This window comes from Terrirhizobium terrae, from assembly GCF_030323265.1.
Taxonomy (GTDB): Bacteria; Pseudomonadota; Alphaproteobacteria; order Rhizobiales; family Rhizobiaceae; genus Neorhizobium.
Map to the genome: position 1 here is coordinate 3265084 of NZ_CP104992.1, position 12740 is coordinate 3277823.

Genomic DNA, 12740 nt, shown 5'->3' on the forward strand with positions numbered 1-12740 from the left:
ATGGCACTGAAAAGCTATAATCCGACGACCCCGAGCCAGCGTCAGCTGGTCATCGTCGACCGTTCGGGCCTGTGGAAGGGCAAGCCGGTCAAGGCGCTCACCGAGGGTCTTTCCAAGAGCGGCGGTCGTAACAACAACGGTCGCATCACTGCCCGCTTCATCGGCGGCGGTCACAAGCGTACCTATCGCCTGGTCGACTTCAAGCGTCGCAAGTTCGACGTCGAAGGCACGGTCGAGCGTCTGGAATACGACCCGAACCGTTCGGCGTTCATCGCGCTGGTCACCTATGCCGATGGCGAACAGGCCTACATCATCGCTCCGCAGCGTCTCGCTGCCGGCGACAAGGTCATCGCTTCCGACAAGGCCGTCGACATCAAGCCCGGCAACACCATGCCGCTGCAGTACATCCCGGTTGGCTCGATCGTTCATAACGTCGAGATGAAGCCGGGCAAGGGCGGCCAGATCGCCCGCTCTGCAGGCACCTACGTTCAGCTCGTCGGCCGTGATGCCGGCATGGCTATCCTTCGTCTGAACTCTGGCGAGCAGCGCCTCGTTCCGGGTTCTTGCCTCGCCACCGTTGGCGCCGTTTCCAACCCGGATCACGGCAACATCAACGACGGTAAGGCCGGCCGCACCGTATGGCGCGGCAAGCGTCCGCATAACCGCGGCGTCGTCATGAACCCGGTCGACCACCCGCACGGTGGTGGTGAAGGCCGTACCTCGGGTGGCCGTCATCCGGTCTCACCTTGGGGCAAGCCCACCAAGGGCAAGCGCACGCGTTCGAACAAGTCCACGGACAAGTTCATCATGCGCTCGCGCCACGTGAAGAAGTAAGAGAGGAAGTCGTTCAATGGCTCGTTCAGTATGGAAAGGTCCGTTTGTTGACGGCTATCTTCTCAAGAAGGCTGAGAAGGTACGTGAAGGCGGTCGTAACGAAGTGATCAAGATGTGGAGCCGTCGCTCCACCATCCTGCCGCAGTTCGTCGGTCTCACCTTCGGCGTCTACAATGGCTCGAAGCACATCCCGGTCAATGTCAACGAAGACATGGTCGGTCACAAGTTCGGTGAATTCGCTCCCACCCGTACCTACTATGGTCACGGCGCGGACAAGAAGGCGAAGAGGAAGTAATCATGGCGAAGGCAAAGACCGAACGCCGGCTGAAGGACAACGAGGCACAGGCAGTCGCCCGTACCCTCCGCGTCAGCCCGCAGAAGCTGAACCTGGTTGCCGCCATGATCCGCGGCAAGAAGGTCGAACGTGCGCTCGCAGAACTCGAGTTCTCGCGCAAGCGTATCGCAGGCACGGTGAAGAAGACTCTCCGAGTCCGCTATCGCCAACGCTGAAAACAACCATGACCTCGACGTCGACTCTCTGATCGTTTCGGAAGCATACGTCGGTAAGTCGATCGTGATGAAGCGTTTCCACGCTCGTGGCCGTGGCCGCGCATCGCGCATCGAAAAGCCGTTCGCTCACCTGACGATCGTTGTTCGCGAAGTCGAGGAAAAGGGGAGGCCGCATAATGGGCCAGAAAATTAATCCGATCGGCTTCCGCCTCGGCATTAACCGCACCTGGGACAGCCGTTGGTTCGCCGACAACGCCGAATACGGCCAGCTGCTCCACGAAGACCTGAAGATCCGCGCTTACCTCATGCAGGAGCTGAAGCAGGCTGGTATCGCCAAGGTTGTCATCGAGCGTCCGCACAAGAAGTGCCGCGTCACGATCCACTCGGCTCGCCCGGGTCTGATCATCGGCAAGAAGGGTGCAGACATCGAGAAGCTTCGCAAGAAGATCTCGTCGATGACGAACTCGGAAACGCACCTCAACATCGTTGAAGTGCGCAAGCCGGAAGTTGACGCGACGCTGGTTGCCCAGTCGATCGCTCAGCAGCTCGAGCGCCGCGTGGCTTTCCGCCGTGCGATGAAGCGTGCTGTTCAGTCTGCAATGCGTCTTGGCGCCGAAGGCATCAAGATCACTTGCGCCGGCCGTCTCGGCGGTGCGGAAATCGCTCGTACCGAATGGTACCGCGAAGGCCGCGTGCCGCTTCACACGCTGCGTGCAGACATCGATTACGGTACGGCTGAAGCCGAAACCGCATTCGGCATCTGCGGCATCAAGGTCTGGATCTTCAAGGGCGAAATCCTTGAGCACGATCCGATGGCTTCCGAACGTCGCGCGCTGGAAGGCGATGCGCAGGGTCCGGCAAGCCGCGACCGTGATCGTGGCGATCGTCGCCGCGAACGCGAAAACGCTTGATTATCGCTGGCGAAAGATAAGCTCGGAGAAGTAAGAAAATGTTGCAGCCAAAGCGTACCAAGTATCGCAAGCAGTTCAAGGGCCGCATCAAGGGCGTCGCAAAGGGCGGCTTTGACCTGGCATTCGGCGAGTTCGGCCTGAAGGCTCAGGAACCGAACCGCGTGAACGCTCGCGAGATCGAAGCGGCTCGCCGCGCGATCACCCGTTACATGAAGCGCGCGGGTCGTGTATGGATCCGCGTCTTCCCTGACGTCCCGGTTACTGCCAAGCCCACCGAAGTTCGTATGGGTAAGGGTAAGGGTTCGGTTGAATACTGGGCTTGCAAGGTCAAGCCTGGTCGTATCATGTTCGAGATCGACGGCGTTTCGGAAGAAATCGCGCGCGAGGCTCTGCGCCTCGGTTCTGCCAAGCTCTCGGTCACGACGCGCTTCGTTCAGCGCATCGCAGAGTAAGGAGAAGGCACGATGAAAGCCGAAGACGTACGCGGCCTCAGCGCCGACCAGCTCAAGGACAAGCTTGCGGACCTGAAGAAGGAGCAGTTCAACCTGCGCTTCCAGAAGGCTACCGGCCAGCTCGAGAAGTCCTCGCGCATCACCGAAGTCCGCAAGGACATCGCTCGCGTGAAAACCATTGCCCGCCAGAAGGCGGCAGAAGCCAAGGCCTAAGGAAGAATAATATGCCAAAACGCATTCTGCAGGGCGTTGTCGTTTCCGACAAGAACGAGAAGACCGTTGTTGTCCGCGTCGAGCGCCGCTTCGCGCACCCGCTGCTTCAGAAGACCGTTCGCCGGTCCAAGAAGTACAAGGCGCATGACGAGACCAATCAGTACAAGGTAGGTGATGTCGTTTCCATCGAGGAATGCGCACCGATCTCCAAGGACAAGCGCTGGACGGTTATCTCCGCCCAGGCTTAAACTGATCAGGAATTTCTGCCAGATTGGGGCTTGCCCTTGCGTCTGGCAGAGAATCCTGTATGAAGCACGCCACTGGCGTCGAACGCTCGGAAACGGGCGTTCTTTTGCTTTGAGCGCACGGAAGGTCCCTTTCAGGGAAACCACCTTGGCAAGACCCATCCCGCGCACACTGAAAATCTGTTCATAGCCGGCTCCAGGCGCTCACGCGTCCGGTGTTCCGGTCATTAGAAAAAGGCGACCTGACATGATTCAGATGCAAACAAACCTCGACGTGGCGGATAATTCCGGCGCACGTCGTGTCATGTGCATCAAGGTGCTGGGCGGCTCCAAGCGCAAGTACGCTTCGGTCGGCGACATTATCGTCGTTTCGATCAAGGAAGCTATTCCGCGCGGCCGCGTGAAGAAGGGTGACGTGATGAAGGCGGTTGTTGTGCGTACCGCTAAAGACATCCGTCGCGCCGACGGCAGCGTCATCCGCTTCGACAACAACGCAGCGGTCCTCATCGACAACAAGAAAGAGCCGATCGGCACCCGTATCTTCGGACCGGTTCCGCGCGAACTTCGCGCCAAGAACCACATGAAGATCATCTCGCTGGCTCCAGAAGTACTGTAAGGAGCGGGATCCATGCAGAAGATCAAGAAGGGCGACAACGTCGTCATCCTCGCCGGCAAGGACAAGGGCCGTACCGGTGAAGTTCTCCAGGTTCTGCCGAAGGAAGACCGTGCGGTCGTCCGCGGCGTCAACATGGTGAAGCGCCACCAGCGTCAGACGCAGACGCAGGAAGCTGGCATCATCAACAAGGAAGCATCCATCCACCTGTCGAACGTCGCGATCGTCGCGAAAGACGGCAAGCCGACCCGCGTTGGCTTCTCCGTCGTCGACGGAAAGAAGGTGCGAGTAGCCAAGCGTACGGGAGATGTAATCGATGGCTGAGTCTAAGTACGAGCCGCGCCTCAAGGCGGAATACGTTTCCCGCATTCGCGGCGCCCTGCAGGAGAAGTTCTCCTACGCGAACGAAATGATGATCCCGAAGGTCGACAAGATCGTCATCAACATGGGTGTGGGTGAGGCGACTGCCGACTCCAAGAAGCCCACGGTTGCTGCAGCTGACCTGGCCGCTATTGCCGGTCAGAAGCCGGTCATCACCAAGGCCCGCAACTCTATCGCTGGCTTCAAGGTCCGCGAAAACATGCCGATCGGCGCAAAGGTTACCCTGCGCGGCGCACGCATGTACGAGTTCATGGATCGCCTGGTCAACATCGCGCTCCCGCGCGTTCGCGACTTCCGCGGCCTGAACCCGAAGTCCTTCGACGGCCGTGGCAACTTCGCCATGGGCCTCAAGGAGCACATTGTGTTCCCGGAGATCAACTACGACAAGGTTGATCAGATGTGGGGCATGGACATCATCGTTTGCACGACGGCTACCAATGACGACGAAGCTCGCGCTCTGCTCACAGAGTTCAACTTCCCGTTCCGTGCGTAACCGTAACGACGAGCGTTAAAAAGGAACTCCGATATGGCGAAAACCAGCGCAGTTGAAAAGAACAAGCGCCGCCGCAAGACAGTCGCCCAGCAGGCCGCCAAGCGCGCCGAACTGAAGGCGATCATCATGAACCAGGAACTTCCGATCGAAGACCGGTTCAAGGCAACTATCAAGCTCGCTTCTCTGTCTCGCGATGGCTCGAAGACGCGTATCCGCAACCGTTGCGAAGTCACCGGTCGCCCGCGCGCTTTCTATCGTAAGCTTAAGATGTCGCGTATTGCACTTCGCGAACTCGGCAACCTCGGCAAGGTGCCGGGCGTCGTCAAGTCGAGCTGGTAAGGAGATCGTTAGATGACCATGACTGATCCCTTGGGCGATATGCTCACCCGTATCCGCAACGGCGCTTCCCGCCGCAAGTCGACCGTCTCGACGCCTGCCTCCCGGCTGCGCGCTCGCGTCCTCGACGTTCTGCAGGCTGAAGGCTACATCCGCGGTTACTCCCAGATCGATTACGGCAACGGCAAGTCCGAGATCGAAATCGAACTGAAGTACTACGAAGGCGCTTCCGTGATCCGTGAGATCGGCCGCGTCTCCAAGCCGGGCCGCCGAGTTTATGTCTCGGTTAAGTCCATTCCTCAGGTCGCGAACGGCCTCGGCATCACCATCCTTTCGACTCCGAAGGGCGTGATGGCCGATCACCAGGCTCGCGAACAGAACGTAGGCGGCGAGGTTCTTTGCTCGGTCTTCTAAGACTGGGCAAGGATCTCCATAACGGACAGACAGGATAATAAAATGTCTCGTATCGGTAAAAAGCCCGTTCAGGTTCCGGCAGGTGTAACGGCTTCGGTCGACGGCCAGAAGGTTTCTGCAAAGGGCCCGAAGGGCGAGCTGTTCTTCGTCGCAAACGACGAAGTCAAGCTCGAACTCCAGGACAACGCTGTTTCGGTCACCCCGGTCAACCAGACCAAGGATGCTCGCTCGAAGTGGGGCATGTCCCGCACGATGATCGAGAACATCTTCAAGGGTGTTAAGGATGGCTACGAGCGCAAGCTCGAAATCAACGGCGTCGGTTACCGCGCTGCCATGCAGGGCAAGAACCTGCAGCTGGCTCTCGGTTTCTCGCACGACGTAGTCTACGAAGCCCCTGAGGGCATCACCATTGCCGTGCCGAAGCCGACGGAAATCATCGTCTCCGGCATCAATAAGCAGCAGGTCGGTCAGGTTGCCGCGGAAATCCGCGAATACCGTGGTCCCGAGCCCTACAAGGGCAAAGGCGTCAAGTACGCCGAGGAACGGATCGTCCGCAAGGAAGGCAAGAAGAAGTAAGGTCGAGCGATCATGGCTACCAGAAAAGAAGCACTCACAAAGCGTGCGAGCCGTGTTCGCCGCCAGATCAAGAAGGTCGCAAACGGCCGTCCGCGTCTGTCGGTTCACCGCTCGTCCAAGAACATCTACGTACAGGTCATCGACGACGTGGCCGGCCGCACGCTTGCTGCCGCCTCCACGCTCGAAGCCGACCTGCGCAAGTCGCTGAAGACCGGCGCGGACGTTGCAGCTGCTGCTGCCGTCGGCAAGCTGGTTGCAGAGCGCGCCTCCAAAGCTGGCGTGAAGGAAGTCGTGTTCGATCGCGGCGCCTTCATCTATCACGGCCGCATCAAGGCACTTGCTGAAGCTGCCCGCGAAGGCGGTCTGAGCTTCTAAGAAATTTTCGCCCGGTTTCCTCTTGAAAGGGGAGGCCGGGCGAAATGCGGTTTCTCCGCACCATCCGGCTTATTGCCGGATTATTTGCAACCTGCCGTTCTACCCGCAAAAGAAAAAGGACAAGGACAATGGCACAGGAAAGAAAGGGCCGCGACGATCGTCAGGCCCGTGAAGAGCGCGATAGCGAATTCGTCGACAAGCTGGTCGCGATCAACCGCGTCGCCAAGGTCGTCAAGGGCGGCCGTCGTTTCGGTTTTGCTGCTCTCGTCGTCGTCGGCGACCAGAAGGGCCGCGTTGGTTTCGGCCACGGCAAGGCTCGTGAAGTTCCGGAAGCAATCCGTAAGGCTACCGAATCTGCCAAGCGCGACCTGATCTTCGTACCGCTGCGCGACGGCCGTACGCTGCATCATGACGTTCACGGCCGTCACGGCGCCGGCAAGGTTCTGCTGCGCTCCGCCAAGGCTGGTACCGGTATCATCGCAGGTGGCCCGATGCGCGCCGTCTTCGAAACGCTCGGCATGCACGACGTTGTCGCCAAGTCGACCGGTTCCTCGAACCCGTACAACATGATCTCGTGCGACGTTCGACGCTCTCAAGCACCAGGTGCATCCGAAGGACGTAGCAGCTCAGCGCGGCATCAAGTATGCAACGCTCCAGGCTCGCCGCGCCGCTTCCGGCAATGCGTCGGAAGAATAAGAGGAGTCTGACCCATGGCTAAGGCTACGAAGAAGACTGAAGCAAAGACGATCACGGTCGAACAGATCGGCTCGCCTATTCGCCGTCCGGCTATCCAGCGCGCAACGCTGGTCGGTCTGGGCCTCAACAAGATGCACCGGGTTCGCACGCTGGAAGACACGCCTTCCGTTCGTGGCATGATCCGGTCTGTCCAGCATCTCGTTCGCATCGTCGACGAGAAGTAAGACGGAGAGATTGATCATGAAACTGAATGAGATCAAGGACAACGAAGGCGCCTCCAAGGACCGTATCCGCGTAGGTCGCGGTATCGGTTCGGGCAAGGGCAAGACCGGTGGTCGCGGCGTCAAGGGTCAGAAGGCCCGTTCCGGCGTTGCCGTCAACGGCTTCGAAGGCGGTCAGATGCCAATCTACCGTCGCCTGCCGAAGCGCGGCTTCAACAACATCTTCGCGTCTGAATACGTCACCGTTTCGCTCGGCCGTATCCAGGCTGCGATCGATGCCAAGAAGCTCGACCCGAAGGCCACTGTTGATGCTGCTGCCCTCAAGGCTGCCGGCGTCATCCGTCGCGAGAAGGATGGCGTACGCGTTCTGTCCGACGGCGAACTGAAGGCCAAGGTTTCGATCGAAGTCGCTGGTGCCTCCAAGGCTGCCGTCGAGAAGATCGAAAAGGCCGGCGCATCGATCAAGCTGCTCGCAGCTGTCGAAACTGCCGCAGAGTAAAACGTTTAAAATCGCCCGGCGTGAGCTTCACACCGGGCGATTTTATGTCCATATGTGAGCCTCACGATCCGGCGGCCCCACTGGCAACCCTAAGGGGCGCTGATCACATGAAAACGGGGTGAGGCACCTGATTGCGTTCCGCAATCTCCCGCGCCCGGTTTTTTGAACCAGAATTTGCGAACGCTTTCCGGCCAAGGCAATTTTAAGCCGGCGGAGGAGCGATCGGGCGGAGAAACGCATGGCGTCTGCAGCGGAACAACTGGCCTCCAATCTCAATTTTTCGACCTTCGCCAAGGCTGAGGATCTCAAGAAGCGGCTGTGGTTCACCCTCGCTGCTCTCCTCGTGTATCGCCTGGGCACCCATATCCCGCTTCCGGGTCTGAACCCTGAAGCCTACGCGCAGGCCTTCCGCGGCCAGGCCGGCGGTATTCTCGGTCTCTTCAACATGTTTGCCGGCGGCGCCGTCGAGCGCATGGCGATCTTCGCGCTCGGCATCATGCCGTATATCTCCGCGTCGATCATCGTGCAGCTGATGACCTCCGTTGTTCCTTCGCTTGAGAATCTCAAGAAGGAAGGCGAGGCGGGCCGCAAGATCATCAACCAGTACACCCGCTACGGCACGGTGATTCTCGGAACCCTCCAGGCCTACGGCATTGCTGCCGGTCTTGAGAGCGGGCAGGGGATCGTCACCGATCCGGGCTGGTTCTTCCGTCTTTCGACCGTCGTGACGCTGCTCGGCGGCACCATGTTCCTGATGTGGCTCGGTGAGCAGATCACCTCGCGCGGCATCGGCAACGGCATCTCGCTGATCATCTTCGCAGGCATCGCGGCCGGCCTTCCGTCCGCTCTCGCCAACACGATGGAACTCGGCCGCACCGGCGCTCTGCCGACGGCACTGATTCTCACCGTCATCGTCGTTGCCATCGGCGTCATCGCCCTGATCGTCTTCGTCGAGCGTGCCCAGCGACGCCTGCTGATCCAGTATCCGAAGCGCCAGGTCGGCAACCGCATGTTCCAGGGCGATACCTCGCACCTGCCGCTGAAGCTGAACACGTCTGGCGTCATCCCGGCGATCTTCGCCTCGTCGCTCCTGCTTCTGCCGGCGACGGCTGCGGGCTTCATGGACACCTCGCGCATGCCGGAATGGGGGACTGCGGTCATCGCCTCCCTCGGTCATGGCCAGCCGCTGTTCATGTTCCTGTATGCGCTGCTGATCGCCTTCTTTGCCTTCTTCTACACGGCCATCGTCTTCAACCCGAAGGACACGGCCGACAACCTGAAGAAACACGGCGGCTTCATTCCGGGCATCCGTCCGGGTGAGCGTACCGCCGAGTATATTGACTATGTGCTGACCCGCATCACGGTTATCGGCGCGATCTACCTCGTCTTCGTCTGTGTCCTGCCAGAGTTCCTGATCGCCCGTACCGGCGTTCCATTAGCCCTTGGTGGTACTTCGCTTTTGATTGTTGTCAGTGTAACCCTCGATACGGTTGCGCAGATTCAGGGACATCTCATTGCGCAGCAGTATGAGGGTCTGATCAAGAAGTCGAAGCTGCGCGGAGGAAAGAGGGGACGATGAGACTTATACTTTTGGGACCGCCGGGCGCGGGTAAGGGAACTCAGGCCCAGCGGATCGTGGAGAAGCATGGCATTCCGCAGCTCTCCACAGGCGACATGCTGCGTGCGGCGGTTGCTGCCGAGACGGAAGTTGGCAAGCGTGCCAAGGCCGTCATGGATGCCGGCAATCTCGTTTCCGACGAGATCGTCAATGCCATCGTATCCGAGCGTATCGACCAGCCCGATTGCGCCCACGGCTTCATCCTCGACGGTTATCCGCGGACGCTCGTCCAGGCCGATGCAGTTGAAGCCATGCTGCGCGAAAAAGGGCTGGCGCTTGATGTGGCCATCGAGTTGGCAGTCGACGACGCGGCTATGGTTGGGCGCATTCTGCGTCGTGCCGAAGAAGCCCGCGCTGCCGGCCAGCCGGTTCGCAAGGACGACAATGCGGAAGTCTATGCCGATCGCCTGCGTGCCTACTACAAGAGCACCGCGCCGCTGATCGGTTACTACCATGCCAAGGGCAAGCTGAAGAGCATCGACGGCATGGCCGAGATGGACAAGGTGACGGCCGAGATCGAAAAGATTCTCGGCGGCCTTTGAAATCGATCTCCTCAAGAGGGGATTGGATCGGGCCTGTCACAGGCCTGTTAAAGAATCTCGGGCTCGGCAGTTGCATTTGACAGCTGATTCCGTTAAACACCGCGCCAACTCGCGACAGACTTGAGCGATTGGCGCGGACATCCGCAAGGGTATCCGGGGCCGATCGTTTTGATTTGTCTCGTTTGGTGTTGTTGAACTGGTGGCCTTGATCGGGCCGCTATCATGGAAGAAGTACCGCTTGCCGGATGGCAACCGGAACGCAAGGAGAATAGACGTGGCACGTATCGCTGGCGTCAACATCCCGACTGCGAAGCGCGTTGTTATCGCGCTGACCTACATTCACGGGATCGGCCCGAAGTTTGCGCAGGAAATCATGGACAAGGTCGGTCTTCCGGCTGAAAAGCGCGTCCATCAGCTCACGGACTCTGAAATCCTTCAGATCCGCGAAACCATCGACCGCGACTACGCTGTCGAAGGCGATCTTCGTCGCGAGACCGCGATGAACATCAAGCGTCTCATGGACCTCGGTTGCTACCGCGGTCTGCGTCACCGTCGTGGCCTTCCGGTCCGCGGTCAGCGCACGCACACCAACGCCCGCACCCGCAAGGGTCCGGCTAAGGCGATCGCCGGTAAGAAGAAGTAATTTTGGATGGGCGTCGCGAGCGGACAGGCTTCTGTCCGCTTGACCGTGACGTTTCGTTCCAAGGTGGAGCCGCTGGAATTACGGCGGTGCAGAGATCAACGAAAGGGATACTATGGCCAAGGAAGCCACCCGCGTTCGTCGTCGCGAACGCAAGAATATCACGTCGGGCGTTGCCCACGTCAATTCTACCTTCAACAACACCATGATCACCATCACCGACGCGCAGGGCAATGCTATTGCCTGGTCGTCTGCCGGTGCAAAGGGCTTCAAGGGTTCGCGTAAGTCGACCCCGTTCGCCGCCCAGATCGCTGCTGAAGACTGCGCCAAGAAGGCTCAGGAGCACGGCATGAAGTCGCTTGAAGTCGAAGTTTGCGGTCCGGGTTCGGGTCGTGAATCTGCACTTCGCGCTCTCCAGGCTGCCGGCTTCATGATCACCTCGATCCGCGACGTCACGCCGATCCCGCACAACGGCTGCCGCCCGCGCAAGAAGCGCCGCGTCTAATGGACGTATTGAGGCTCGCTTATACGGCGATCCTTATCTGAACTCGGGGAATAGCCGCTTCGCCTCCTGAAAGAGTCGAGGCGGCTTTCACCGTATCGCCGGAAGGGTATTTCCGGTGTTCCTCGTGCTCGGTTACCACGATTGGATGGTGGTAACGAACGGAAGGTAGTAGGTCATGATCCAGAAGAACTGGCAGGAACTGATTAAGCCGAACAAGGTAGAGTTCACCTCGTCCGGTCGCACCAAGGCAACGCTTGTTGCCGAACCTCTTGAGCGCGGCTTCGGCCTGACGCTCGGCAACGCGCTGCGTCGCGTTCTCTTGTCGTCGCTTCGCGGCGCTGCCGTCACGGCAGTCCAGATCGACGGCGTTCTGCACGAGTTCTCCTCCATCCCGGGCGTCCGGGAAGATGTGACGGACATCGTGCTGAACATCAAGGAAATCGCCATCAAGATGGACGGCGATGATCCGAAGCGCATGGTCGTGCGCAAGCAGGGCCTGGGCTCTGTCACCGCCGGAGACATCCAGACGGTTGGCGACATCGAGATCCTGAACCCCGACCACGTGATCTGCACGCTGGACGATGGCGCCGAGATCCGCATGGAATTCACGGTCAACAACGGCAAGGGCTACGTTCCTGCCGAGCGTAACCGTGCAGAGGATGCCCCGATCGGTCTCATCCCGGTCGACAGCCTCTACTCGCCGGTCAAGAAAGTGTCCTACAAGGTGGAAAACACCCGCGAAGGCCAGGTTCTCGACTACGACAAGCTGACCATGACCATCGAAACCGATGGTTCGGTCACGGGTGAAGACGCCGTAGCCTTCGCCGCCCGCATTCTTCAGGACCAGCTGTCGGTCTTCGTCAACTTCGACGAGCCGCAGAAGGAGCAGGAAGAAGAGTCCGTCACCGAACTCGCGTTCAACCCGGCACTCCTCAAGAAGGTCGACGAACTGGAACTGTCCGTCCGTTCGGCCAACTGCCTGAAGAACGACAACATCGTTTACATCGGCGACCTCATCCAGAAGACCGAGGCGGAAATGCTGCGCACTCCGAATTTCGGTCGCAAGTCGCTGAACGAGATCAAGGAAGTTCTGGCATCCATGGGCCTCCATCTTGGCATGGAAGTTCCTGCATGGCCGCCGGAAAACATCGAAGATCTCGCTAAGCGTTACGAAGACCAATACTAACAGGATCAGACTGCAGGCGAATGCCTGCAAGTGAAGGAGACCAGACATGCGCCACGCAAAAGCAGGCCGCAAGCTTAACCGCACCGCAAGCCACCGTAAGGCTATGTTCACCAACATGGCTGCATCGCTCATCACCCATGAGCAGATCGTAACCACCCTGCCGAAGGCGAAGGAAATTCGCCCGATCGTCGAAAAGCTCGTCACGCTGGGCAAGCGCGGCGATCTGCACGCTCGTCGTCAGGCGATCTCGCAGGTTCAGGACCAGGACGCTGTTCGCAAGCTGTTCGACGTCATCGCTTCGCGCTACGCAACCCGCAACGGCGGCTACCTGCGTATCATGAAGGCTGGCTTCCGCCAGGGCGACAACGCGCCGATGGCTGTCATCGAGTTCGTTGAACGCGACGTCGACGCCAAGGGCAAGGCCGACAAGGCTCGCGTTGCTGCTGAAGCAGAAGCTGCCGAAGCCGCTTAATTCGATCT

Annotated in this window: 21 protein-coding genes and 2 pseudogenes; all 23 read left to right on the plus strand. The window is 59.5% G+C overall.

Going from position 1 to position 12740, the window contains the following annotated elements; genetic code table 11:
• The 23 genes and pseudogenes from rplB to rplQ all read left to right on the plus strand — a co-directional run bounded on the left by rplB (window position 1) and on the right by rplQ (window position 12732).
• The gene (gene rplB, locus N7E02_RS23940) at window positions 1–834 is read left to right on the plus strand and encodes a 50S ribosomal protein L2 (RefSeq protein ID WP_286580074.1); all 834 of its coding nucleotides are present in this window, start codon (window positions 1–3) and stop codon (window positions 832–834) included.
• A gap of 16 nt (window positions 835–850) precedes the next feature.
• Window positions 851–1129, plus strand: coding sequence for a 30S ribosomal protein S19 (rpsS, locus tag N7E02_RS23945; RefSeq protein WP_286580075.1), 279 nt, complete (start codon window positions 851–853; stop codon window positions 1127–1129).
• 2 nt (window positions 1130–1131) lie between these two features.
• A pseudogene (gene rplV / locus N7E02_RS23950) lies at window positions 1132–1537 on the plus strand (50S ribosomal protein L22).
• Complete coding sequence (rpsC, locus tag N7E02_RS23955; protein ID WP_286580076.1) at window positions 1521–2255, plus strand: 30S ribosomal protein S3; 735 nt, start codon at window positions 1521–1523, stop codon at window positions 2253–2255. Before rplV ends, rpsC begins: the two are co-directional and overlap by 17 nt.
• A gap of 38 nt (window positions 2256–2293) precedes the next feature.
• A complete protein-coding gene (gene rplP, locus N7E02_RS23960; protein WP_093000489.1) occupies window positions 2294–2707 on the plus strand; it encodes a 50S ribosomal protein L16 in 414 nt (137 codons plus the stop codon).
• 12 nt (window positions 2708–2719) lie between these two features.
• Complete coding sequence (gene rpmC, locus N7E02_RS23965) at window positions 2720–2920, plus strand: 50S ribosomal protein L29 (RefSeq protein ID WP_093000490.1); 201 nt, start codon at window positions 2720–2722, stop codon at window positions 2918–2920.
• A gap of 11 nt (window positions 2921–2931) precedes the next feature.
• Window positions 2932–3168, plus strand: a complete 237-nt coding sequence (rpsQ, locus tag N7E02_RS23970) for a 30S ribosomal protein S17 (protein ID WP_093000491.1) — start codon at window positions 2932–2934, stop codon at window positions 3166–3168.
• A gap of 244 nt (window positions 3169–3412) precedes the next feature.
• Window positions 3413–3781, plus strand: a complete 369-nt coding sequence (gene rplN, locus N7E02_RS23975) for a 50S ribosomal protein L14 (RefSeq protein ID WP_003495199.1) — start codon at window positions 3413–3415, stop codon at window positions 3779–3781.
• A gap of 12 nt (window positions 3782–3793) precedes the next feature.
• Window positions 3794–4102, plus strand: coding sequence for a 50S ribosomal protein L24 (gene rplX, locus N7E02_RS23980; RefSeq protein ID WP_286580079.1), 309 nt, complete (start codon window positions 3794–3796; stop codon window positions 4100–4102).
• Entirely contained in the window at window positions 4095–4652 is a 558-nt protein-coding gene (gene rplE, locus N7E02_RS23985) for a 50S ribosomal protein L5 (RefSeq protein ID WP_286580081.1), read from the plus strand. Before rplX ends, rplE begins: the two co-directional genes overlap by 8 nt.
• A gap of 33 nt (window positions 4653–4685) precedes the next feature.
• On the plus strand, window positions 4686–4991 hold the full coding sequence (gene rpsN / locus N7E02_RS23990) for a 30S ribosomal protein S14 (protein WP_093000494.1): 306 nt from the start codon (window positions 4686–4688) through the stop codon (window positions 4989–4991).
• A 12-nt stretch (window positions 4992–5003) separates the two neighbouring features.
• Window positions 5004–5402, plus strand: a complete 399-nt coding sequence (gene rpsH / locus N7E02_RS23995) for a 30S ribosomal protein S8 (protein ID WP_286580082.1) — start codon at window positions 5004–5006, stop codon at window positions 5400–5402.
• Window positions 5403–5444: 42 nt separating this feature from the next.
• Window positions 5445–5978 (plus strand): 50S ribosomal protein L6, encoded by a 534-nt coding sequence (gene rplF / locus N7E02_RS24000; RefSeq protein ID WP_286580084.1) that lies wholly within the window; start codon window positions 5445–5447, stop codon window positions 5976–5978.
• Between the two features lie 12 nt (window positions 5979–5990).
• Window positions 5991–6353 carry a 50S ribosomal protein L18 gene (gene rplR, locus N7E02_RS24005; RefSeq protein ID WP_286580086.1) on the plus strand — a complete coding sequence of 121 codons (363 nt, stop codon included), beginning with the start codon at window positions 5991–5993 and terminating at the stop codon, window positions 6351–6353.
• A gap of 128 nt (window positions 6354–6481) precedes the next feature.
• Window positions 6482–7049, plus strand: a pseudogene (gene rpsE / locus N7E02_RS24010) (30S ribosomal protein S5).
• Window positions 7050–7063: 14 nt separating this feature from the next.
• On the plus strand, window positions 7064–7273 hold the full coding sequence (gene rpmD, locus N7E02_RS24015) for a 50S ribosomal protein L30 (RefSeq protein WP_093000499.1): 210 nt from the start codon (window positions 7064–7066) through the stop codon (window positions 7271–7273).
• A 16-nt stretch (window positions 7274–7289) separates the two neighbouring features.
• Complete coding sequence (gene rplO, locus N7E02_RS24020; RefSeq protein WP_286580089.1) at window positions 7290–7769, plus strand: 50S ribosomal protein L15; 480 nt, start codon at window positions 7290–7292, stop codon at window positions 7767–7769.
• A gap of 238 nt (window positions 7770–8007) precedes the next feature.
• Entirely contained in the window at window positions 8008–9348 is a 1341-nt protein-coding gene (gene secY, locus N7E02_RS24025; RefSeq protein ID WP_286580091.1) for a preprotein translocase subunit SecY, read from the plus strand.
• A complete protein-coding gene (locus tag N7E02_RS24030; RefSeq protein ID WP_286580093.1) occupies window positions 9345–9929 on the plus strand; it encodes an adenylate kinase in 585 nt (194 codons plus the stop codon). The genes secY and N7E02_RS24030 overlap by 4 nt, the downstream gene beginning before the upstream one ends.
• A 274-nt stretch (window positions 9930–10203) precedes the next feature.
• The gene (rpsM, locus tag N7E02_RS24035) at window positions 10204–10572 is read left to right on the plus strand and encodes a 30S ribosomal protein S13 (RefSeq protein WP_093000503.1); all 369 of its coding nucleotides are present in this window, start codon (window positions 10204–10206) and stop codon (window positions 10570–10572) included.
• Between the two features lie 112 nt (window positions 10573–10684).
• The gene (gene rpsK / locus N7E02_RS24040) at window positions 10685–11074 is read left to right on the plus strand and encodes a 30S ribosomal protein S11 (RefSeq protein ID WP_007766864.1); all 390 of its coding nucleotides are present in this window, start codon (window positions 10685–10687) and stop codon (window positions 11072–11074) included.
• 175 nt (window positions 11075–11249) lie between these two features.
• Entirely contained in the window at window positions 11250–12260 is a 1011-nt protein-coding gene (locus N7E02_RS24045) for a DNA-directed RNA polymerase subunit alpha (RefSeq protein WP_286580096.1), read from the plus strand.
• A gap of 46 nt (window positions 12261–12306) precedes the next feature.
• Window positions 12307–12732, plus strand: a complete 426-nt coding sequence (gene rplQ / locus N7E02_RS24050) for a 50S ribosomal protein L17 (RefSeq protein WP_286580097.1) — start codon at window positions 12307–12309, stop codon at window positions 12730–12732.
• Window positions 12733–12740: the final 8 nt, after the last annotated feature.

Bases quoted from the DNA above. Each gene is read 5' to 3' on its own strand.
- rplB (WP_286580074.1), top strand. From the start codon at position 1: ATGGCACTGAAAAGCTATAATCCGACGACCCCGAGCCAGCGTCAGCTG.
- rpsS (WP_286580075.1), top strand. From the start codon at position 851: ATGGCTCGTTCAGTATGGAAAGGTCCGTTTGTTGACGGCTATCTTCTC.
- rpsC (WP_286580076.1), top strand. From the start codon at position 1,521: ATGGGCCAGAAAATTAATCCGATCGGCTTCCGCCTCGGCATTAACCGC.
- rplP (WP_093000489.1), top strand. From the start codon at position 2,294: ATGTTGCAGCCAAAGCGTACCAAGTATCGCAAGCAGTTCAAGGGCCGC.
- rpmC (WP_093000490.1), top strand. From the start codon at position 2,720: ATGAAAGCCGAAGACGTACGCGGCCTCAGCGCCGACCAGCTCAAGGAC.
- rpsQ (WP_093000491.1), top strand. From the start codon at position 2,932: ATGCCAAAACGCATTCTGCAGGGCGTTGTCGTTTCCGACAAGAACGAG.
- rplN (WP_003495199.1), top strand. From the start codon at position 3,413: ATGATTCAGATGCAAACAAACCTCGACGTGGCGGATAATTCCGGCGCA.
- rplX (WP_286580079.1), top strand. From the start codon at position 3,794: ATGCAGAAGATCAAGAAGGGCGACAACGTCGTCATCCTCGCCGGCAAG.
- rplE (WP_286580081.1), top strand. From the start codon at position 4,095: ATGGCTGAGTCTAAGTACGAGCCGCGCCTCAAGGCGGAATACGTTTCC.
- rpsN (WP_093000494.1), top strand. From the start codon at position 4,686: ATGGCGAAAACCAGCGCAGTTGAAAAGAACAAGCGCCGCCGCAAGACA.
- rpsH (WP_286580082.1), top strand. From the start codon at position 5,004: ATGACCATGACTGATCCCTTGGGCGATATGCTCACCCGTATCCGCAAC.
- rplF (WP_286580084.1), top strand. From the start codon at position 5,445: ATGTCTCGTATCGGTAAAAAGCCCGTTCAGGTTCCGGCAGGTGTAACG.
- rplR (WP_286580086.1), top strand. From the start codon at position 5,991: ATGGCTACCAGAAAAGAAGCACTCACAAAGCGTGCGAGCCGTGTTCGC.
- rpmD (WP_093000499.1), top strand. From the start codon at position 7,064: ATGGCTAAGGCTACGAAGAAGACTGAAGCAAAGACGATCACGGTCGAA.
- rplO (WP_286580089.1), top strand. From the start codon at position 7,290: ATGAAACTGAATGAGATCAAGGACAACGAAGGCGCCTCCAAGGACCGT.
- secY (WP_286580091.1), top strand. From the start codon at position 8,008: ATGGCGTCTGCAGCGGAACAACTGGCCTCCAATCTCAATTTTTCGACC.
- N7E02_RS24030 (WP_286580093.1), top strand. From the start codon at position 9,345: ATGAGACTTATACTTTTGGGACCGCCGGGCGCGGGTAAGGGAACTCAG.
- rpsK (WP_007766864.1), top strand. From the start codon at position 10,685: ATGGCCAAGGAAGCCACCCGCGTTCGTCGTCGCGAACGCAAGAATATC.
- N7E02_RS24045 (WP_286580096.1), top strand. From the start codon at position 11,250: ATGATCCAGAAGAACTGGCAGGAACTGATTAAGCCGAACAAGGTAGAG.
- rplQ (WP_286580097.1), top strand. From the start codon at position 12,307: ATGCGCCACGCAAAAGCAGGCCGCAAGCTTAACCGCACCGCAAGCCAC.